Origin of the sequence: Streptomyces sp. NPDC008150 (genome assembly GCF_042956945.1) — a bacterium.
Classification (GTDB): Bacteria; Actinomycetota; Actinomycetes; order Streptomycetales; family Streptomycetaceae; genus Streptomyces.
In genome coordinates this window covers 167,603-186,996 of record NZ_JBIBHJ010000011.1, presented here as the reverse complement: position 1 = coordinate 186,996, position 19,394 = coordinate 167,603, and the positions used below count along the sequence as shown (strand labels likewise).

The 19,394-nt window shown below is 70.8% G+C and carries 19 protein-coding genes; 14 read left to right on the top strand and 5 right to left on the bottom strand.

The features are described from left to right. Positions 1-49 precede the first annotated feature (49 nt). The 5 genes from ACFZA0_RS25845 (at position 50) to ACFZA0_RS25825 (ending at position 6,259) form a co-directional block, all read left to right on the top strand. The gene (locus ACFZA0_RS25845; protein ID WP_391021161.1) at positions 50-523 is read left to right on the top strand and encodes a hypothetical protein; all 474 of its coding nucleotides are present in this window, start codon (positions 50-52) and stop codon (positions 521-523) included. A 548-nt stretch (positions 524-1,071) separates the two neighbouring features. Further along, positions 1,072-2,697 (top strand): phosphodiester glycosidase family protein, encoded by a 1,626-nt coding sequence (locus tag ACFZA0_RS25840; protein ID WP_391021159.1) that lies wholly within the window; start codon positions 1,072-1,074, stop codon positions 2,695-2,697. Between the two features lie 181 nt (positions 2,698-2,878). After that, on the top strand, positions 2,879-3,175 hold the full coding sequence (locus ACFZA0_RS25835; protein WP_391021157.1) for a hypothetical protein: 297 nt from the start codon (positions 2,879-2,881) through the stop codon (positions 3,173-3,175). 33 nt (positions 3,176-3,208) lie between these two features. Beyond that, positions 3,209-4,096, top strand: coding sequence for a helix-turn-helix domain-containing protein (locus ACFZA0_RS25830; protein WP_391021155.1), 888 nt, complete (start codon positions 3,209-3,211; stop codon positions 4,094-4,096). A gap of 483 nt (positions 4,097-4,579) precedes the next feature. Then, on the top strand, positions 4,580-6,259 hold the full coding sequence (locus tag ACFZA0_RS25825) for an alpha/beta hydrolase-fold protein (RefSeq protein WP_391021152.1): 1,680 nt from the start codon (positions 4,580-4,582) through the stop codon (positions 6,257-6,259). Positions 6,260-6,377: 118 nt separating this feature from the next. Here the strand turns inward: ACFZA0_RS25825 and ACFZA0_RS25820 are convergent, their stop codons facing one another. Both ACFZA0_RS25820 and ACFZA0_RS25815 read right to left on the bottom strand, forming a co-directional pair. After that, positions 6,378-6,623 (bottom strand): hypothetical protein, encoded by a 246-nt coding sequence (locus ACFZA0_RS25820; protein WP_391021150.1) that lies wholly within the window; start codon positions 6,621-6,623, stop codon positions 6,378-6,380. A 233-nt stretch (positions 6,624-6,856) separates the two neighbouring features. Beyond that, positions 6,857-7,750 (bottom strand): helix-turn-helix domain-containing protein, encoded by an 894-nt coding sequence (locus ACFZA0_RS25815; protein WP_391021148.1) that lies wholly within the window; start codon positions 7,748-7,750, stop codon positions 6,857-6,859. Positions 7,751-7,970: 220 nt separating this feature from the next. On the opposite strand from ACFZA0_RS25815, the gene ACFZA0_RS25810 reads away from it, so the two are divergent. From ACFZA0_RS25810 to ACFZA0_RS25795, 4 genes are all read left to right on the top strand, one after another. Continuing rightward, positions 7,971-8,294, top strand: a complete 324-nt coding sequence (locus ACFZA0_RS25810) for a carboxymuconolactone decarboxylase family protein (protein WP_391021146.1) — start codon at positions 7,971-7,973, stop codon at positions 8,292-8,294. 41 nt (positions 8,295-8,335) lie between these two features. After that, positions 8,336-9,175 carry an SDR family NAD(P)-dependent oxidoreductase gene (locus tag ACFZA0_RS25805; protein ID WP_391021144.1) on the top strand — a complete coding sequence of 280 codons (840 nt, stop codon included), beginning with the start codon at positions 8,336-8,338 and terminating at the stop codon, positions 9,173-9,175. A gap of 49 nt (positions 9,176-9,224) precedes the next feature. Continuing rightward, positions 9,225-9,635: a cupin domain-containing protein gene (locus tag ACFZA0_RS25800; RefSeq protein ID WP_391021142.1), complete on the top strand. Its 411-nt coding sequence runs from the start codon at positions 9,225-9,227 to the stop codon at positions 9,633-9,635. Between the two features lie 212 nt (positions 9,636-9,847). Beyond that, entirely contained in the window at positions 9,848-10,243 is a 396-nt protein-coding gene (locus ACFZA0_RS25795) for a DUF4440 domain-containing protein (RefSeq protein WP_391021140.1), read from the top strand. A 260-nt stretch (positions 10,244-10,503) separates the two neighbouring features. On the opposite strand, the gene ACFZA0_RS25790 is transcribed toward ACFZA0_RS25795, so the two are convergent. From ACFZA0_RS25790 to ACFZA0_RS25780, 3 genes are all read right to left on the bottom strand, one after another. Further along, positions 10,504-10,863 carry a hypothetical protein gene (locus tag ACFZA0_RS25790; RefSeq protein ID WP_391021139.1) on the bottom strand — a complete coding sequence of 120 codons (360 nt, stop codon included), beginning with the start codon at positions 10,861-10,863 and terminating at the stop codon, positions 10,504-10,506. Positions 10,864-10,992: 129 nt separating this feature from the next. Next, the gene (locus ACFZA0_RS25785) at positions 10,993-12,399 is read right to left on the bottom strand and encodes a leucyl aminopeptidase (protein WP_391021137.1); all 1,407 of its coding nucleotides are present in this window, start codon (positions 12,397-12,399) and stop codon (positions 10,993-10,995) included. A gap of 430 nt (positions 12,400-12,829) precedes the next feature. Next, positions 12,830-13,531: an FCD domain-containing protein gene (locus tag ACFZA0_RS25780; protein ID WP_391021376.1), complete on the bottom strand. Its 702-nt coding sequence runs from the start codon at positions 13,529-13,531 to the stop codon at positions 12,830-12,832. Between the two features lie 194 nt (positions 13,532-13,725). Here ACFZA0_RS25780 and ACFZA0_RS25775 point away from each other — a divergent pair, with 194 nt between their 5' ends. Genes ACFZA0_RS25775 through ACFZA0_RS25755 form a run of 5 tightly spaced genes read left to right on the top strand, consistent with a single transcriptional unit; the run spans position 13,726 to position 19,333 of the window. Then, entirely contained in the window at positions 13,726-15,420 is a 1,695-nt protein-coding gene (locus ACFZA0_RS25775) for an ABC transporter substrate-binding protein (RefSeq protein WP_391021135.1), read from the top strand. Beyond that, on the top strand, positions 15,417-16,412 hold the full coding sequence (locus ACFZA0_RS25770; protein WP_391021133.1) for an ABC transporter permease subunit: 996 nt from the start codon (positions 15,417-15,419) through the stop codon (positions 16,410-16,412). The genes ACFZA0_RS25775 and ACFZA0_RS25770 overlap by 4 nt, the downstream gene beginning before the upstream one ends. Continuing rightward, a complete protein-coding gene (locus ACFZA0_RS25765; RefSeq protein WP_391021131.1) occupies positions 16,412-17,380 on the top strand; it encodes an ABC transporter permease subunit in 969 nt (322 codons plus the stop codon). Before ACFZA0_RS25770 ends, ACFZA0_RS25765 begins: the two co-directional genes overlap by 1 nt. Beyond that, the gene (locus ACFZA0_RS25760; RefSeq protein ID WP_391021129.1) at positions 17,373-18,347 is read left to right on the top strand and encodes an oligopeptide/dipeptide ABC transporter ATP-binding protein; all 975 of its coding nucleotides are present in this window, start codon (positions 17,373-17,375) and stop codon (positions 18,345-18,347) included. The genes ACFZA0_RS25765 and ACFZA0_RS25760 overlap by 8 nt, the downstream gene beginning before the upstream one ends. After that, on the top strand, positions 18,344-19,333 hold the full coding sequence (locus tag ACFZA0_RS25755; protein ID WP_391021127.1) for a dipeptide ABC transporter ATP-binding protein: 990 nt from the start codon (positions 18,344-18,346) through the stop codon (positions 19,331-19,333). Before ACFZA0_RS25760 ends, ACFZA0_RS25755 begins: the two co-directional genes overlap by 4 nt. The last annotated feature ends 61 nt before the right edge of the window (positions 19,334-19,394 follow it).

The window sequence follows — 19,394 nt, the reverse complement described above, 5'->3', positions numbered from 1 at the left end:
GCCGAAAACGAACCGTACGACGTAGAAAGACGTAGAAAGGCGTGCCGCCATGGGGAACTCCGGCGGATCAGTGACGACCAGGTACTCGGGTGACCTGCACCCCCTCCTGCGTGAGGCCGGGTTCTCGGACGTGGACGACAGCAGGGCCGTGGGGGAGGGCTGGCAGGTCGCGGGTTTCGCCCACGCCGGTGGGGACGCGCTGGAGACGCTGGTGAGGGCAACGGGGGCGCCGGCGATAGTGGTGTCGTTCTTCGACAGCGATGTGGGCTTCGTGAGGGCGCTGGCGCCGGACGGTACCGGGTGGAAGGGTCTGCTCAACCGTGAGACGGCGGAGGGTTACGAGATTCCGCTGGAGCGCTTTCCGGTAGAGCCTGCCGTAACGGGCGCGCTGGCGTGGGCTGTTGCGGCAGGCGTGACGCCCGACGAGGAGGCGGTCCGAGAGACGTTCGTGGCCTCCGCCGTGTTCGCGGAGGACCTGGCCGCGGATCTCCTGGCCGCCCTGGGGATACCCGACGCACAGTAGGCGGAGGGCCCAGCGGTTCGCCGGTGGCGTGTGGGGTGTGCTGACCGACGGGCTCTGTGGTGGATGCCGTGAGGGCGGCGTATTCGGCAGGGTCCCGGTCGAGAACGAGCAGTTCGGGCTCGCTCTGAGGGACGCGGCACGAGGGCGGGGCACAACCCGACGAGGTTCTGCCATGGCCGCCGGAGCGGCGGTCGTCAGACTGGTCGGCGGGCTGATGGCCGTCCTCGGGTCGGCGGGCCGAGTCTGACGGGGCTTCCGTACGCACGCCGGGCCACGCGCCGCCGGGCCACGCGCCGCCGGCCCGGCCCGGCGCGGTGGTCGGCGGCGGTGTTCGGCGTCCCGTATCGGATCTTGCACGCGTTGTCGTAGCCGCGTGCGCTGTCCTCCCGTGCGGGCGGCGTGACTGTTCACCGACTGTTTCGCGACGTGCCGTCTCCCTGCGGGCGTGGCGCTCGGCACGCGGGTTGAGATGTGTACCTGATGCTGCTTCAGGACCTGGCAGGCGGACGGCTGTTCGCTCCGGTACCCGCGGGATACGAGAGGACGCCATGACGCACACGAACGGCCGGGCAACCGCGCGAGCGCGGGTGTGGACCAGTACGGCAGTGGCGCTGGCTGTCGTCACCTCGGGCGGGATCTGGGAGACGGCGCAGGCCGCCGAGGCAGCCCCGGTGTCCGCCGTTCCGGGCGCGGCCGGACCGACCTGGACGACGCGGACACCCGCGCCGGGGGTGCGGGTGCGGAGCGCCACCATCGTCGACTCGGCCGCCGAACCCGTGTGGACCGTCACCGTCCAGGCCGCCACCACCGGGCGACTGAGCGGCGCCCCGGCGTGGGCGTCGGTGGCGTCGAAGACCTGGGCCGGCACCACGGTGCGGCGACTGCGGGCGGAGGGCTTCGACCCGAGGGCCGAGACGGTGCGCTGGTCCGACTACAGCGACACCCCGCACGGCGTCATGGGCATGCGGGTGAGGGTCGGCTCCTACGCCACCCAGGCGCAGGCGCAGAGTGCTGCCCAGTCCGTCACGGCCGTCGGCTTCCACACCGCCGTCGAGTGGACGGGCTACGACGCCGACCAGCCGGCCGACAAGGAGAACGTGCACGTCGCGGTCATTGACCCCCGTGTGTTCACGGGCACCGTCGAGGGCACCCACGACGGCAACGTCGCTCAGCGGGAGACCACTTCCTCGGTCGCCACGAAGCTCGGTTCGCTGGTCGGCGTCAACGCCTCCTTCTTCGTCACCGCCGACGCCGACGGCGTCCAGGGCACCCAGTCGGGCGTCAGCGCCGACCACGGCCGGTTGCAGTCGATGGCCGCCGGATCCCGGGCCGCGATGATCATCGCCGACGCCGGCCGACACGTGCGGATCGCGGACCTGACCACGAACGTCACCGTGCGCGCGGGCAGCCACCGCTACCAGGCGCAGGGCATCAACCGCGTGCCCGGCCTCGTTCGGGACTGCGGCCGCCCGGGTGCGACTCCGAGCGAGCGCCCCTGGCAGGACGTCACCTGCAAACTGGCCGACGACATGGTGCAGTTCACCGACGAGTGGGGCGCACAACTGCCGGCCGGCGCCGGTACGCAGGTCGTCCTCGACAGCGGGGGACGCGTGGTGTCGGTGGGCTCCCGCGGAGGCACGGTGCCGGCCGGCGCAACCGTGCTCCAGGGCATCGGAACGGCCGCCGACTGGCTGACCGCCCACGCCCGCACAGGAGAGCGGATCGGCGTCCAGGAAGTCGTCCGCGACACGGACGGCCGACGGGTCCGGCTCGACAGCGACGACAGCATCGTCAGCGCCGCCCCCACCCTGGTCGAAGACGGCCGGATCAGCATCGACGCGGCGACCGAGGGCGTCGTCGACCCGGCCGACCTCTCCTTCGGCTACGCGTGGGCGAACACTCGCCAGCCCCGCACCATGGCCGGCGTGGACGCCGGGGGCCGACTGATCCTGGCCACGGTCGACGGCCGCCAGTCCGGCGGCAGCGAGGGATTCACCCTCCAGGAGGCCGCCACCTTCATGCGCTCCCTCGGCGCCGTCGACGCACTCAACCTGGACGGCGGCGGCTCCACCGCCATGGCCGTGAACGGCGCACTGGTGAACAAGCCCTCGGACGCCACGGGCGAACGAGCGGTGGGCGGCACCATCCAGGTACTGCCCCGCACAACCGGCTGACCCGCGACGCGAGCGCCGGCCCACCGTTCGCCAGGCACTGGACGGCGACTCGGCGCTCCTGCCCTGGCCCGGCCTGGGGTGTACCCGCAGTACAGGGAAAAGCTCACACTGCCGCACCGATCGCCCCGTGGTGCCCAATGGGTGGGAGGTCGCAGGGAGCGGCCACCGAGAGGAACCAACGATGGACACGGCCGGTCTCAGCCCCTACGTGCAGGCTCACTTGGACGCGGTGAAGCGCAACGACATCGGGGCGGTGACGGAAGACTTCGCTCCGGTGCTGCGGCCGTTCCTGTCCGGGATCGTCGGAAGCCTGCCCGCCGTCATCGCGGCGACCGAGAACCTGAGTATCGAGGCGGACGGCGAGCAGGCGATCGTGCTCAACCGACTCGTCGGGGACAACGGAGTCACGATCATGATGCGCTCGGTCTGGCGCCAGGTGGACGGCCGGCCGCGCATCGTCGACGGTGCCCCCGTCTGATCCGGACGCGCCCTCACGCCTATCCTTGGAGACGTGACCCTGCAGACCGACGTCCGTGACTTCCTCACCTCCCGCCGGGCCCGGATCACCCCCGAACAGTTCGCCCTCCCGGCATACGGCCGCAAGCGCCGTGTGCCGGGACTGCGGCGCGAGGAGGTCGCGCTCCTGGCCGGGATGAGCGTCGACTACTACAACCAGTTGGAACGCGGCAACCTGCGCGGCGTCTCCGAGAGCGTGCTCGTGTCGGTAGCCCGGGTCCTGCGGCTCGACGAGGCCGAACACTCCCACCTGTTCGACCTCTGGCGAGCCGCCAACGCGGGGCCTTCCGGTGAGCGCCGCACCCTCACCGGGACGGTCCGCCCCGGTCTGCGGCGCCTGCTCGACGCGATGACCGAGGCCCCGGCCGGAATCCTGAACCACCGCATGGACATCCTCGCCGCCAACAGGCTGGGCCGGGCCCTGTTCTCCGACGTGCTGAGCGGCTCGGGAAACCTCGCGCACTTCGCCTTCCTAGACCCGCGCGGCCGGGACCTGTACGCGGACTGGGACGAAGCGGCCGACGATGCGGTGGCCGTCCTGCGTACCGCCACCGGCAGCAACCCCGAGGACCCTGAGCTGGCGGCACTTGTGGCTGAACTCTCCACCCGCAGCGAGGAGTTCCGCACCCGGTGGGCGGCGTACGACGTCCGGTTCCATCGCACCGGCACCAAGCGGTTGCACCACCCGGTGGCCGGTGTTCTCGACCTGTCCTTCGAAGCCATGGACATCGCCCCGGACCCCGGCCTCGTCCTCCTCGCCTACACCGCCCCGGTCGGCTCGCCCTCCGCGGACGCCCTGCGCACACTCGCCAACTGGGCCGTGACCCAGGAACGAGGTACGGAAGCTGAACGGCCGGAGACGGATGCCCTCTTCGGAAGCTGAAAGCGGCCGGGCAGACAGGGAGTTGACCGGGGCGAGAGGTAGCGAGCCCCTCGGCCTTCTGGACCCCCTCTCTCGCGAGGGCCGCCGACAGGCTCCGCCACAGCGCTGACCAGGGTTTAGCGTAGGAGGCTACGAAACTCGAACGCGCAGCCTGTGCACGGTCATTGACGGTCGCACGGCGGCAGGAGTTAGATCCTGCCGTTGCCGATCACCGAGTTCACCCACTGAACGGGCTGCGGGAGAAGAGCCGCCCGGAGCCAGGCCCGCTCTGTCAGGGGCGCGGGTCGTGTTGAGTTGATTGTCCGGCCCGTCCTTTTGGGGAGCCGGACCGCATCTCGTCACCACCCCGGATCGCCGCTGCCCCCGCCGGGCGGTGCGGCGAGGGCTCCCGCATGCCCTCGTACGGTTCCGGTCGTGAAGGCGGCCGGTGTCGGTGGGGGTGGTCGACCGGTCGGCGGCAAGGAACCAGTCGAGAGGTGAGACATGATCCACCAGAACCAGCCTCGCTCACTCCGTACTCCCGCTTCTCCCCACCGCCGCCGTGGCAGCGCCTACCTGGCGGCGGTCTCCCTGCTCGGCGCGGGAGCGCTGCTGACCGCGGTACCCGCGCAGGCCACCACGCCGGCGAAGAGCGGCACCGGCTCGTCGAAGCAGTCTCAGCAACACGACAGCCGGGGCAAGCAGAGCCCTAAGCCGCAACAGGGTTCGAACCCGCAGCGGTTCTCGCCGGTGGTGAAGCACACGGGCACGGGACCCACCGGGTACACCGTGACCTTCCGCTACGACGATCCGACGGCGACCAGAGTGCAGATCAAGGGGGAGTGGTCCTTCTCCGACGCCGCTCACACGACCACCACCACTTCCCAGGGAGTACAGCCCGAGCAGTGGACCAGGGGCGACTTCCCCATCGCGTACCCGAACGCCGTCGCGGCCAACTGGCCGGTGAGAGACCTGAAGCAGGGCAAGGACGGGGTCTGGAGTCTCACCCTTCCGCTGCCCTCGGGCGTCTTCACGTACGGCTTCTTCGTCAATTGCGCGAGCGACACCGGTTCGGGCTGCACGGAGAGGGCGGACCCGGCGAACCCGCCCTGGAACGTGGTCGACGGTGTCAGCGTCGGAACCGCCGAGCCCGACAGCGAGGTCTACGTCCCGTCCGATCCCAGGTTCGGCACCGCCGACTTCTCCTGGGAGGCTCCCGCACCGGCCGGGAAGCAGGGCCGGCTGGCGGACGTCAGCTATCCGTCGCCGCAGTCCACCGCGCCCGTCGGTACGCACCCCCTGGCGGTCTACACCCCGCCCGGTTACAACCCGAAGCGGTCCGCCGCGTACCCGACCCTGTACCTGAGCCACGGAGCCGGTGGGAACGAGGTCGACTGGAGCACCCAGGGGGCGGCGGGCGCCATCCTCGACAACCTGATCGCCACGGGCAGGGTCCAGCCCATGGTCGTCGTGATGACCAACTTCAACGGCATCCCGGGCGGCGCCGCCGGTTATGCCGACGACCTGCTCGACAACGTCGTCCCGTACGTCCAGAGCCACTACAACGTCTCCGACAAGGTCGCCGACCGGGCGTTCGCGGGTCTGTCGGCCGGCGGGGCGCGGGCGAACACCTTGCTCTTCGACCACACCGCCGAGTTCGGCTACTACAGCGTGATGAGCAACGCCGGAGGTACACCCGCATCCTTGACGGATGCGCAAGTCACCGCGCTCAAGGGTGTGTTGGGACTCCAGGTCGGCAGCGGCATCCAGGACCCGATCCGCGCCAACACCACCAATGAACAAGCCGCGTTGACGGCTGCCGGGATCGCCTTCCAGGACGACTCCGTCAACGGCGGGCACGAGTGGTACGTCTGGCGGACCCTTCTCCACGACTTCGTCGCCCAGCAGGCGTTCAAGACCACCACGACCAAGGCCACCGTCGCCACGGACCGCAAGGGCAAGGAGACGGTCACCGCGAGCGTCACGGCGGCGACCAGCGGAGCGGCCCCGACCGGCACCGTCCAGTTCACCGTGGACGGCGTCACCTACGGGAACCCGGTGCGCCTCAGCCACGGCTCTGCCGCCGCGGAACTCAAGGGCCTGCAAGGCGGCTCCCACACGGTCGTCGCCACCTACTCCGGTGACGCACTGCACCGGGGCAGCCAGACCACCGTCACCGGCTGATCCGAGGAGGACGCAGCGGGGTGCGACCCGACCCGTCCCGGTCGCACCCCGCTGCGGCCGACGTCGCTGCCGGTGGCCTCGTACACGTGCCGCTGTGTTCGCTCGCAGTCAATGCGCCCTACGGGGGCGGCTGTTGACCCGCCCTGGTCTCGTGCCGACCGCGTCGCGCCCTCTCGATGTCCCGCATGTGCTGCGCGTCCCGCTGCTCGGCCCGGCGCCGCGCGAACTGCGTCACCGGCCGGACGACCAGGAAGGACAGTGAGAAGCACAGGCAGCGATACAGCAGCTCCGATCCCCACGACCTGTCCCGCAGCAGGGTAAGGACGCTGCCCGCCACGATGCCCAGGACGACCGAAGCACCCACCCACCTCCACCAACGTCTCATGCGCAGCGCCTACCCCGTAGCGCCGATACGACGGCGGAGACGGGTGCCACCGCGTTCGGAGTGCCGCGTGGTCGTCGTGCCTGCGGGTGTTCTCGGCCTGGCGTCGGGCCCGACGCCAGGCCGAGGTCGGGAAGTGCCACCGCCGCCCTTCCACCCTTCCGGTCAGGAAATCGGGTCTGCGGATGGGGAGTTGACGGACCGCGGGACCAGGGTCACCGATGCTGCCGGTCGTCGGAGTCCGGGCCGACGGTCGACCGGTCGCTCTCGGTGGCGGCCCAGCTGGCGAGGAGCCGCAGGGCATCGTGGTCGGGGGTGCCGGGCGCGGCGGTGTACGCGGTGAGGGTGAGGCCGGGCTGGGCCGGCAGCTCCATGGCGTCGAAGTCGAGAGTGATCTCGCCGACGGCAGGGTGGCGGAACGGTTTGCGACCGGTGTGGTGCAGGCGCACGTCGTGTTTGGCCCAGGCGGTACGGAACTCCTCGCTGCGGGTGACGAGTTCGCCGATGAGACCGGTCAGGTCGCTGTCGTGAGGTGCGCGACCGGCTTCGGTACGCAGCAGGGACACGGTGGTGTTCAAGGACTTCTCCCAGTCGGGGAAGAAGTCGCGGCCCGCGGGGTGCAGGAACTGGTAGCGGGCGATGTTGACCGGGTGCGGGGCGTCGCCCGCGTACAGCGGGGCGTACAGGGCCCGGCCGAGGTGGTTGGCGGCGAGGATGTCGAGTCGGCCGTTGCGGATGAAGGCCGGTGAATCGGTCATGGACTCCAGGACGCGCAGGACGCTGTCGGGGAGCGGTCCGCGGGGGCGTCTGGTGCGGTGGGGGCGCTTGGCGGCGGCACGGGCCAGGTCGTAGAGGTGGGCGCGCTCGGCATCGTCGAGCTGGAGAGCGTTCGCGACGGCGTCGAGGACCTCTTCCGAGGCACCGGCGATGTGGCCGCGCTCCAGGCGGACGTAGTAGTCGATGCTGACGCCGGCGAGCAGGGCGACTTCCTCGCGGCGCAGCCCCGGCACGCGCCGGTTGCCGCCGTAGGCGGGCAGTCCGGCCTGCTGCGGGGTGATCTTGGCACGGCGGGAGGCCAGGAAGGCGCGGATGTCGCTCTCGGTGCTCACGCCTTCCAGGCTAAGCCGGTCTACGCACGGTTGGGGGGCCCTGTCAGTACCTGGCAGGCCAGACCCTCCCCAGCCCACTTGATCTGCGTTTTCCTCGATATCGGCGGCGATCGCGGCCTGCGGCACCGGCCCGGTCCGCGGCGCGGAAGCCGCCCGGAAGGCCGCCGCTGTCGGAGAGTGGCCTGTACGGATTCATCCCGTTTGTTCCAGGAGTCGTCGCATGCCCAAGCAGTCCGCCCCGCAGGAGCTCGCCGCCATCGCGCCGAAGCTCGTCGAGGTCACGAACAACGTCCTGTTCGCCGACGTCTGGGAGCGTCCCGGGTTGTCCCCGCGGGACCGCAGCCTGATCACCGTGAGTGCGCTGGCCGCCCTCTACCGCTCCGAGCAACTCGGCTACCACCTGGGCGTGGCCCTGGACAACGGCCTGAGCCTCGAAGAGCTGTCCGAGGCCATCACCCACCTCGCCTTCTACGCGGGCTGGCCCAACGCCATGACCGCGATCACCCAGCTCAAGAAGATCGCCGACGACCGCAACGCCGGCTGAACCCTTCCCCCCTCAACCCCACTCGAACGGAGTTCCCCTTCGTGAGCAAGGTCTTCCTGATCACCGGCGCCGGACGCGGTCTCGGCACGGATCTCGCCCGTCAGGCCCTCGCAGCCGGCCACCACGTGGTGGCCACCGGGCGACGTCCCGAGCACGTCCTCGAAGCCCTCGGCGGCGAGCAGGACAACCTGCTGGCCACCGCCCTGGACATCACCGACCCGGCTGCCGCGCAGAGCGCCGTCCAGACTGCCGTCGAGCGCTTCGGCCGCATCGACGTGCTGATCAACAATGCCGCCAACTTCTACGCCGGCTACTTCGAGGAGATCTCCGACGCGCAGATGCGCGCGCAGATCGAGACGAACCTGTTCGGCCCGATGAACGTCACCCGTGCCGTGCTTCCCGTCATGCGGGCCCAGCGCGACGGCCACGTCATGACCGTCTCCTCCCTCGCCGGAGTCGTCGGCCAGGAGTTCTGCGTCGCCTACGCCGCGGCGAAGTTCGGCGTGGAGGGCTTCATGGAGTCCCTCCGTTACGACGTCGAGCCGTACAACATCCGCACCACTCTCGTCGAGCCGGGCTTCTTCCGCACCGAACTGCTGGTGGACGCCTCCACCACCTGGGCGGAGCTGTCGATCGCCGACTACGCCGAGCGCACCGCCGCCACCAAGAAGCAGTGGCAGGCCATGAACGGGCAGCAGACCGGCGACCCGGCCAAGCTCGCCGCGGCCCTGCTGACCCTGTCCGGCCTGCAACAGCCGCCGACCCGCTTCGTCGCCGGCTCCGACGCCATCGACGCGGTCGCCGCCAAGGCCAGGACTCTGCTCGAACAGGCCGACGCCTCCCGTGAGTTGGGCGCCGACCTCGCCCACGACGACGCCTGACCGCTCAACGTCCCGGCGCGCCACCCCCACACGATCAAGGAACAGAGCCATGGAACACATCACCTCCACCCCCACCGCGAAGGGCCCCACCGAGCGCTTCACCGGCGATGTCTACCTCAACATGATCGAGGCCCCCACCGAGCCGGCCCACCTCGCGGCCGGCCTGGTCCGCTTCACCCCCGGCGCCCGCACCAACTGGCACTCCCACGCGCTCGGCCAGGTCCTCTACGTCACCGACGGCGTCGGCATGGTCGGCACCCGCGACGGCAGCGTCGCGCGCATCAGCGCCGGCGAGACCCTCAAGTGCCCGGCCGGTGAAGAGCATTGGCACGGCGCCACCGACACCACCTTCATGGCGCACATCGCCCTCGTGGTCGGCGACGGCACGGGTGGCGACGGCACGACCTGGCTGGAGCCCGTCACCGACGAGCAGTACAACAACGCGCTCGCCGACATCTGACCAGGGCCGCCCCTTCTTCTTCTGTGCCACCGCACGGTGGCACAGAAGAAGAGGAGTTCCGCGGCGGGACGTCCTTGGCCCTCCGGTCCTGGCGCAGCAGCAGGTGGGCCCTTTCGAGCTGGAATCCGGTTTTGGCGGAGCCGTCGAGTTCGCTGTCGCGGCTGGGGAACAATTCGCTGTTGCCGAGGCTGTCGTCTTCGTAGGGTTCCGGCATGGCGGACGACGGGTGTGTGCGGGCAGGGCAAACAGCGCAGGCGGTGCGGGCGGCTGTCGAGGGAGAGATGCGGTTGCTCGATCCCGAAGTGCGGGCCGACCCGGCCCGTGTTCTGGAACTCCTGCACCCGGAGTTCACCGAGTTCGGGGTTTCTGGGCGCCGATGGGGCGTGGAATCAATCCTTGCGGTGACGAGTGGCGGCGCGGTGTCCGTGGAGTCCCCGGTCGAGGTCAGTGACGTGTGCGGAGTCGTCCTTGCCTCTGGTGTTGTTCACCTTACGTATCTCGCTGACAATCAGGGCCGTCGGGCGTGGCGCAGCTCCTTGTGGCGGCTGGCGGAGACGGGCTGGCAACTGTATTTCCACCAGGGCACTTTGACCGAGCACGGCGGATGACGAGCTGGCCTGCGGAGTGGGCCGGCTTCGACCTCCCGGGCGACGCGAGCAGCTTCCGTCGGCCCTACCTCGGCACGTCCGCGCAGGAATTCGTCCTGGTAGCGGTCGCGGCCGACGACACCCGGCTGACACCCGAGGAGTCTTCCCGCGTCCACATGGAGGCGACGGGATCGAGCTCCGCTGATATCGACCGATCCGACATTGGACGGCGGTGGCTCGATCCCGGTCGGTGCAGCGGTTGGGCGACGAGGCAGGGGCTGTCACTGCTCCGGGGCGGTGCCCTCCCGTTCGGCCAGGAACCTGTCGAGCAGTTCGAAGAGCACCTTGAGAACGTGCGCCTCCTCCTCCGGCGTCAGGTTCCTGTAGCCCTGCTGGGCGGCAGGCAGGGCCACTTGGCGGACCTGAGCTTCCCAGACGAGGTTGGTGCCGACCTGGTGGTTCGCCATGAGCCACTCGCGCCAGCCGGTAAGGCCCGGCCCGCCATAGCGTTGGGCCGCTTCGTCGTAGCCCGTCATGAAGGCGGTCGCGCCGGTGAGGGACGTGCTGCCGATGAACATGCCGGTGCGCTTTGCGAACTGGGCGAAGTACTCGCGTTCGCTCATGTTGATCAGATTGGTCACCGCCGAATTCTTCCGTCCTGACCCGTGGTTGTCGCGATGGGTGTCCGTCACGTCGCCCGCCGGGCAACCTCCGGGAGCGGGGCGGGCCGCACGACCGGGCCCCGGTCCCGGCCCCGCCCCGCGGCGCGCTCAGTGGTTCGCGAGCAGCCGCAGCAGGGTTCGTATGGCGACACCGGTCGCGCCGGCCGGGTGGAGATCGCCGCCCTCGGTTTGGAATCCCGTACCGGCGATGTCGAGGTGGGCCCACGGCAGGCCGCCGGTGAACTCCTCCAGGAACAGTGCCGCGTGGATGGCGTCGGCGTGCTCGCTGCCGCCGTCGTTGCGGACGGTCGCGACGGTCGACTCGATGTTCTTGAAGTAGCCGCGGAACAGCGGCAGTTCCCACATGGGCTCGCCGCATTCCGCGCCGGCCGCCACGACCGAGGCGACAAGGGAAGGGTCGCTGCCCAGGACGCCGGTGATCTCGTCCCCGAGGGCGTACATCACGGCGTACGTCAGCGTCGCGACGTCGATGACCGCTTCCGGGCCGAGTTCCACGACGTGGGCGAGGGCGTCCGCCATCACCACCCGGCCCTCGGCGTCGGTGTCGGTGATCTCGCTGGTCTTGCCGCCCCGGTGTTCCAGGACGTCGCCGGGCTTGTACGCGGTGCCGCTGGGGAGGTTCTCGGCGGCCGGTACGACGGCGACGACCCCGGTGGGCAGGCCCAGGCGGGCCGCGGCGATCGCGGTGGCGAGGACGGTGGCGCCGCCGCACATGTCGTAGCGCATCTCGGCCATGCCGTGACCACTCTTGATGCCGAGGCCGCCGGCGTCGAAGGTGATGCCCTTGCCGACGAGTCCAACGGTCCGGCCGTTGGTGCCCGCGTACCGGACCTCTATCAGCCGGGGCGGGTTGCCGCTGCCGCCGCCGACGCCGAGGATGCCGCCGTACCCGCCGGCCCGCAGTTCCTCCTCGGCCAGGACCCTGACCTCCAGGCCGTGTTCGAGCGCACCGGCGGCGGCCCGTTCGGCGAGGACGGCCGGGGTGAGCCGGCCGGCAGGGGTGTTGCCGAGGTCGCGCGCCCAGTTCACCGCCTCGGCCGTGATCGCCGCCGTGCGCACTGCCTGTTCGGCGGCGGCGGGTCCGGTGACGGTCACCGACGCCACGACGGGCTTCGGCGGGCGGAGTCCGTCGTACCGGTAGTTGCCGAGGACGGCGCCCTCGGCGACGGCAGCGGCGGCGGCCACGCCGTCGGGGTGCCCCGCCGCCAGCCCGAGGGCGACACGCGGGAAGGCGGCCAGGCGGCGCACCGCGCGGGCGGCGGCGCGGCGCAGGGTGTCGGGGGTGCTGTCGGCCACCGGGCCGAGGCCGATGAAGAGGACCGGCCGGTCGGCGAGTCCGGGGACGAGCAGGTCGGTGCCCGCCTCGCCGGTGAAACGGGCCGAGGCGAGCGCCTTGGCCGCCCAGTCGGGGGCCGGCGCGTCCTCGTGAACCGGAACGACGACGGCGTCGGCGTCGATCTCGGTGGCGGGCTGGGAGGAGAGGAAGACGTCCACTGCTTCGTGCCTCGGGTTCTCAGAAGGTGCGGGTGCTGGGGAGTGGTGCGGCTACTGGGGAGTGGTGCGGTTGATGGGGAGGTGAGGTTGGGCCGTCCATGAGCCCGGCGGGGTAAGGGAGTTGAGGCTGCGATGTCGATCGGGTGCTCGGCGGCCGGTGTCCCGGGAGTTCGGTGGGCCGCGCGCGCGGTGCCTCGCACAGGGCGCGGGGCGGGGGAGTTGAGGCTCTCGCGGGTTGCGGGGCCTGCTGGGCACGGGGGTTGAGGCTCGGAGTCGGTTCGCGGACGGGACGGACGTGATGGGACGGGAGGGTCCGGTCTCGACTCTCGGCGTGGTGCTCGTTCCCGGAGTCCGGGAGGCGGCCGGGGCGTGTGCGGCCCGCCTCCCGGTCGACGCCTCGTCGGGCAAACGCCGTACCAGCGTCAGGAGTTCAGGAGTCGAGCCCCCGCTGGAGGGCATCGCGGATGATGTCCACGGTGATGCTGAAGTGTTCGCGGGCCACGGTCCCGGCCCGCTCCGCGTCGCCGGCCTCCACGGCCCGGAGGATGGCCTCGTGCTCGCGCACCGCCCGCGCGGTGGACTCCTCGTCGGCCACCCCCCACGGGTAGTGGGGGAAGCCGATCGCCGCGTGGCCGCCGAGTTCCAGGCAGAGCGCGGCGAGCCGGGGGTTGCCCGCGGCCTGGCGCAACGCGGTGTGGAAGGCGGTGTCCGCGCTCTGCTCCTCGGCCTCGGAGGCGGCCTCCCGGAAGGCGTCCAGGGCCTCGCGCAGTGCCACGAGGTCGGCGTCCGTGCGGCGTTCGGCGGCGGCGCGGGCCACGGTGCCCTCCATCAGGCCGCACAGGTCGAGCAGTTCCTCCAGTTCGCTCCAGCGGGGCAGCAGGGTGCGGCGGACGGCCTCGGCCGTGCCCTGCGTCCAGCTGTCGCGGACGAAGGCACCGCCCGCCCGGCCGCGTCGGATCTCGACGATGCCGAGCGCGTCCAGTCGCCCGAGCGCCTCGCGTACCGCGCCCCGGCTCACGCCGAGCATCACGGCCATGTCGCGTTCGGCGGGGAGTCTGCTGCCGGGCAGGAACTCGCCGATCGCGATGGCGGTGGTCAGGCGGTCGGCGACCTCCTCGGCGACGGTCCGCAGTCGGACGGGGCTCAGGGCGGGTACGGCTTCGCTGGTCAGGGTGGGCTCCTCGGAGACGGGCGAGTCGGATCACCGTACTGAGTCGACGCCGAAAAAGAAAGGTCTTGTGGTCGAACCATTTGGCCATTGAGAATCCCCTCACCGTTCATCGCCCGTCCCACGCGGCGATGCTTCCGAGGGGAGATCCGATTCCGTTGCGCCGACCCTTCGCCGTCGTCGTCGCGCTGCTGACGCTTGCCCTGAGCGGCTGCTCCTCCGGGGGCTACCCCGTGCCGGGGACGACCGCGTCGCAGAGCCCGCCGCCCACCACGTTCCAGCCGCAGCACGCGGGCGGCACCCTCACGATCCTGTCCAAGTCCGCCGCGGGCACCGTCGACCCGCACATCAGCTACGACAACCAGCCCTGGCAGATGCTGCACACCGTCTACGACGGGCTGCTGGCGTTCCGTCAGGTCGGCGGGGAGAAGTCGACGGAGCTGGTGCCGGACCTCGCCGAGGCCATGCCCGAGGTCTCCGACGACGGCCGGACCTACACCTTCACGCTCCGCGAAGGCATCCGCTTCTCCTCCGGAGCCGAGGTGACGGCCAAGGACGTCGTGGCCTCCTTCCGGCGCGTCTTCCGCGCCTCCGGACCCACCGCCGGCACGTTCTACCAGTACATCGTCGGCGCCGACGCGTGCCTGGCCGAGCCCGCCGCGTGCACCCTGCCCGGTGTCACCGCCCACGACCGGAAGATCACCATCCGGCTGACCCGGGCGGACTCCGAGTTCCCGATGAAACTCGCCGTGCCGCACGCGGTGGTGCTGCCCGCCGCCACACCCGCCAAGGACCAGGGCAACAAGCCGATCCCGGGTACCGGCCCGTACGTCATCTCCTCCTACGACCCGAACAAGGAACTGGTCCTGCGGCGCAACCCGCAGTTCGAGGAGTGGTCGCACGCCGCCCAGCCGCAGGGGTACCCCGACAAGATCGTCTACAAGTACGGGACGACCGTCGAGGGCGCGGTGACCGCGGTCGAGAACGGGGCCGCCGACGTCGTGTGGGACCCACCGCCCGCCGACCGCCTCAACGAGCTGGGCACCCGCTTCGTCAACCAGGTCCACGTCAACTCACTGAACGCGTTCTGGTACCTGCCGCTGAACGTGAACATCGCACCGTTCAACAACCTGAAGGCCCGTCAGGCCGTCAACTGGGCCGTCGACCGCTCCGCCGCCACCCGGCTCTTCGGCGGCAACGCCCTCGGCCGCCCCGCCTGCACCGTGCTGCCCGAGGGCTTCCCCGGACACACCGACTTCTGCGACTACACCGTGCCCGCCGCGACCACGTGGAAGGGCAACGACCTTGCCAGGGCGAAGCAGTTGGTGAAGGAGTCCGGCACCGCCGGGCAGAAGGTCTCCGTCGTCGTCGCCGACGACGACACGGCCAAGTCGATGGGCGAGTACGTCCGCAGTGTCCTTCAGCAGATCGGTTACCGGGCCGGCCTGAAGGTGCTCTCGGCGAACATCCAGTTCAGCTACATCCAGAACACCGACAACAACGTCCAGATCAGCGTCACGCAGTGGTACCAGGACTACCCGGCCGCGTCCGACTTCCTCAACGTGCTGCTCTCCTGTGCCTCCTTCCACAAGGGCAGTGACTCCAGCATCAACATCGGCGGCTACTGCGACAAGAAGCTCGACGCCACCATGAAGCGCGCCATGGAGCTCGACCAGAGCGATCCCGAGGCCGCCGCCGCGCTGTGGGGACAGGCGGACCGGCAGGCCATGAGCCAGGCGCCGGTCGTCCCGCTCTTCGCCCCGCGCCAGGTGGACTTCCTGTCCCGGCGCGTCGGCAACTACCAGTTCCACAAGCAGTTCTTCATGCTCATCGACCAGCTCTGGGTGAAATGACCTCCTCCAAGAACGGGCCCTGGCGCACGGCGGGACGCCAGCTGATCCGCAACAGACCCGCGATGATCGCCGCGGCGGCCTTCGTGATCATCGTGCTCGCCTGTCTCGCCGCTCCCCTGTACGCCCACCACGTGGCGCACGTCGACCCGTTCACCTCGAACATCTCCGGCACCACCGAGGTCGACGGCCGCACCACCGACCTGCTGCAGCAGAGCACGGACGGCCTCGGCCTCGGCGTCACCCCGCTGGGCCCGACGTGGGACCTCCGCCACTATTTCCTCGGCGCCGACAACCAGGGCCGCGACGTGATGTCCCGGCTCCTGTACGGCGGGCGCAACAGCCTCGCCATCGGACTGGCCTCCGCGGCCGTGTGCTGCCTGCTCGCCGCCGTCCTCGGCATCGCCGCCGGCTACTTCGGCGGCTGGGCCGACGCGGTGCTCTCCCGGCTCTTCGACGTGGTGTGGGCCTTGCCCGTCTACCTCCTCGCCATCTGCCTCTCCGTCGTCCTGATGACCGGCGGCCTGGACATCGGCCCCCTCCACCTGGACGCGGGCAGCATGTCCATGCCGGTCCTGATCATCGCGGTGATCTACGTGCCCTACGTGGCGCGTCCGCTGCGCGGCCAGGTGATGGCGCTGCGCGAGAGGGAGTTCGTCCACGCGTCCATCGGAACGGGCGCGGGCGACTGGCGGATCATGCGGCGCGAGGTGCTCCCCAACGTGCTGCCCACCCTCATCGTCTTCCTGCCGATGATGACCGCCCTCAACATGCTGACCGAGTCGGCGCTGTCCTTCCTCTCCGTGGGCGTGCAGTCGCCCGACGCGAGCTGGGGAACGATCATCAACGACGGCCTCGGACTCCTCTACACCCGCCCCGCGGTCACCGTCGCCCCGGGCCTGCTCATCGCCGCGACCGCCGTCGCCCTCAACATCCTCGGCGACGGCGTCCGTGACGCCCTCGACCCCAACGCCCGTGTGCGGGGGAGTGTCTGATGCTCGGTTACGCCCTGCGCCGCACCGGCGCCGCCGTCTTCGTCCTGTGGGCGATCAGTGTCCTGGTCTTCCTGATCTTCTTCGCCACCCCGGGCGTCGACCCGGCGGCCCGCATCGCCGGCAAGAACGCCGACCCGGCCACCCTCGAACAGGTCCGCCACTCCTTCGGGTTCGACGCCCCGCTCACCACCCAGTACGTGAAGATGATGGACCACCTCTTCGTGGACCGGGACCTCACCTCGTTCGTCAACCGCGGCAGCCGCGTCGTCCCGCAGATCACCGACGCCCTGCCCGCCACGCTCTCGCTCGTCGTCGGCGCCGCCGTCATCTGGATGGTGGCCGGCATCGCCATGGGCACCGCGGCCGCCGCCTGGCGCGGCAGGGCCGCGGACCCGGTGATCATGCTGCTCGGGGTGCTCGGCGTCTCCATGCCGGTGTACTGGCTCGGCGAGGTCACCAACCTCTTCACCCAGTCCCGGATGCACGAGACCGTCTTCCACTGGGTGCCGCCCCTGGGCTACGTACCGCTGACCGAGAATCCCTGGCAGTGGTTCCTGCACCTGCTCTTCCCCTGGCTGTGCCTGGCCGTGCTGTACGCCGGCATCTACGCCCGGATGCTGCGCGGCGAACTGATCGGCGCGATGCGCGAGGACTACGTGCGCACCGCCCGCGCCAAGGGCATCTCCGAACGCCGCATCCTCCTCCGGCACGCCCTGCGCTGCTCCCTCGTCCCGCTCGTGTCCCTGTTCGGGCTCGACTTCGGGGCACTGGTCGGCGGCGCGGGCCTGCTCACCGAGGTCGTCTTCGGCATCCCCGGCGTCGGCCACCTCACCTACGGGGCGCTGCAGAACCTGGACCTGCCCGTGATCATGGGCACCGTCATGTACGCCGCGTTCTTCGTCGTCCTGGCCAACGCCGTCGTCGACCTGTTCTACGCCCGGCTCGACCCGAGGGTGCGTCATGCCTGAACCCCTGCTCGAAGTGACCGACCTGAAGGTCTCCTTCCACGGCCGCTCCGGTCCCTCGACCGCGGTCGACGGACTGTCGTACAGCGTCCTGCCCGGCCAGGTGCTCGGCGTCGTCGGCGAGTCGGGCTCCGGCAAGAGCGTGTCCTCCATGGGACTGCTCGGCCTGATCCGCGACAAGGGCGCCACCGTCACCGGCAGCGCCCGGTTCCGGGGCCGCGAACTCATCGGCATGCCGGACCGTGAACTGCGCGGCCTGCGGGGCCGGGAGATCGCCATGATCTTCCAGGACCCGATGACCTCGCTGACCCCCGTCTACACCGTCGGCTGGCACATCGCCGAACAGATCCGCGCCCACGAACAGCTCGGCAGGAAGGCCGCCCGCGCCCGCGCGGTCGACCTGCTCGGCGAGGTCGGCATCCCCGACCCGGCCCGCCGGGTCGACGCCTACCCGCACGAGTTCTCCGGCGGCATGCGCCAGCGCGCGGTCATCGCCATGGCGCTGGCCTGCGACCCGGCGCTGCTGATCGCCGACGAGCCCACCACCGCCCTCGACGTCACCACACAGGCGCAGATCCTCGACCTGATGCTCCGTCTGCGCGACACGCACGGCTCGTCGATCGTGATGATCACCCACGACATGGGAGTGGTCTCCGAGATCGCCGACCGCGTGCTCGTCATGTACGGCGGCCGGGCGGTGGAGTCCGGCACCCGCCAGGAGGTCTTCCACACCCCGCGTCACCCGTACACCCGCGGCCTGCTCGGGTCCGTACCGCGGATCGGCGGTGAGCGGCTGCGCCGCCTGCCCGCCATCCCGGGCTCACCCGTCGCCTCCTCCGACCGCTCCCCGGGCTGCGCCTTCGCTCCCCGTTGCGCCGCGCGCCACGACGCCTGCGCCGCACGCCCACCGCTCACCGGCGACGGACACCGCTCCGCCTGCTGGCTCACCACCCCGGAGGTCCCGGCATGACCGCGGACGTACTGCTGAAGGCGACCGACGTCGTCAAGAACTTCCCCGTGCGCGGCGGGCTGACCGGCCGTGGCGGCCCGGTCGTCCACGCGGTCGACGGCGTCTCGCTCGACGTGCGCAGGGGCGAAACCCTCGGCGTGGTCGGTGAGTCGGGGTGCGGCAAGTCGACGCTCGGCCGCTGCCTGGTGCGCCTGACCGACGTCAGTTCCGGCCGCGTGGACTTCGAGGGCGAGGACATCACCACGCTGTCCCGGCGCCGGCTGCGGCCGGTGCGGCCGGGCCTGCAGATGGTGTTCCAGGACCCGTACACGTCCCTCAACCCGCGCCGCACCGTCGGCGAGATCGTCGCCGAACCGCTGCGGGTGCACCGGCGCGGAACACGGGCCGAGATACGCGCGAAGGTGGCCGACCTCCTCGACAAGGTGGGACTGACCGCCGAACAGGCCGAGCGCTACCCGCACGAGTTCTCCGGCGGCATGCGCCAGCGGGTGGGCATCGCCCGCGCCCTGGCCCTGGAACCCCGGTTGGTCGTCGCCGACGAACCGGTCTCCGCGCTCGACGTCTCGATCCAGGCACAGGTGCTCAACCTCTTCGCCGACCTCCAGGAGGAACTGGGCCTGACGTACGTCTTCGTCGCCCACGACCTGGGCGTCGTCCGGCACGTGTCGGACCGCATCGCCGTGATGTACCTGGGCCGCATCGTCGAACTCGGCCCCGCCGAGGAGGTCTACGGCAACCCGGCCCACCCCTACACCCGGGCGCTGCTCTCGGCGGTACCCGAGATCGACGACGGCACCGCCGCGCAGACGCCCGCCCGCGAGCGCATCGTGCTCACCGGCGACGTGCCCAACCCGATCGACCTGCCGAGCGGTTGCACCTTCCACTCGAGGTGCCCGCTGGCCCAGGACAGGTGCCGCACCGAACGCCCGGCGCTGCGCACGGACGCCACGGGTCGGCAGGCGGCGTGCCACTTCGCCCTCGACTGAGCCGCGGGCAGCGGGGCGGCGGGCGGGGCTTCGCGGAGCGAAGGGCGAGCGAGGTCTTGTC

Bases quoted from the DNA above. Each gene is read 5' to 3' on its own strand.
- ACFZA0_RS25845 (WP_391021161.1), top strand. From the start codon at position 50: ATGGGGAACTCCGGCGGATCAGTGACGACCAGGTACTCGGGTGACCTG.
- ACFZA0_RS25840 (WP_391021159.1), top strand. From the start codon at position 1,072: ATGACGCACACGAACGGCCGGGCAACCGCGCGAGCGCGGGTGTGGACC.
- ACFZA0_RS25835 (WP_391021157.1), top strand. From the start codon at position 2,879: ATGGACACGGCCGGTCTCAGCCCCTACGTGCAGGCTCACTTGGACGCG.
- ACFZA0_RS25825 (WP_391021152.1), top strand. From the start codon at position 4,580: ATGATCCACCAGAACCAGCCTCGCTCACTCCGTACTCCCGCTTCTCCC.
- ACFZA0_RS25810 (WP_391021146.1), top strand. From the start codon at position 7,971: ATGCCCAAGCAGTCCGCCCCGCAGGAGCTCGCCGCCATCGCGCCGAAG.
- ACFZA0_RS25800 (WP_391021142.1), top strand. From the start codon at position 9,225: ATGGAACACATCACCTCCACCCCCACCGCGAAGGGCCCCACCGAGCGC.
- ACFZA0_RS25795 (WP_391021140.1), top strand. From the start codon at position 9,848: ATGGCGGACGACGGGTGTGTGCGGGCAGGGCAAACAGCGCAGGCGGTG.
- ACFZA0_RS25770 (WP_391021133.1), top strand. From the start codon at position 15,417: ATGACCTCCTCCAAGAACGGGCCCTGGCGCACGGCGGGACGCCAGCTG.
- ACFZA0_RS25765 (WP_391021131.1), top strand. From the start codon at position 16,412: ATGCTCGGTTACGCCCTGCGCCGCACCGGCGCCGCCGTCTTCGTCCTG.
- ACFZA0_RS25760 (WP_391021129.1), top strand. From the start codon at position 17,373: ATGCCTGAACCCCTGCTCGAAGTGACCGACCTGAAGGTCTCCTTCCAC.
- ACFZA0_RS25755 (WP_391021127.1), top strand. From the start codon at position 18,344: ATGACCGCGGACGTACTGCTGAAGGCGACCGACGTCGTCAAGAACTTC.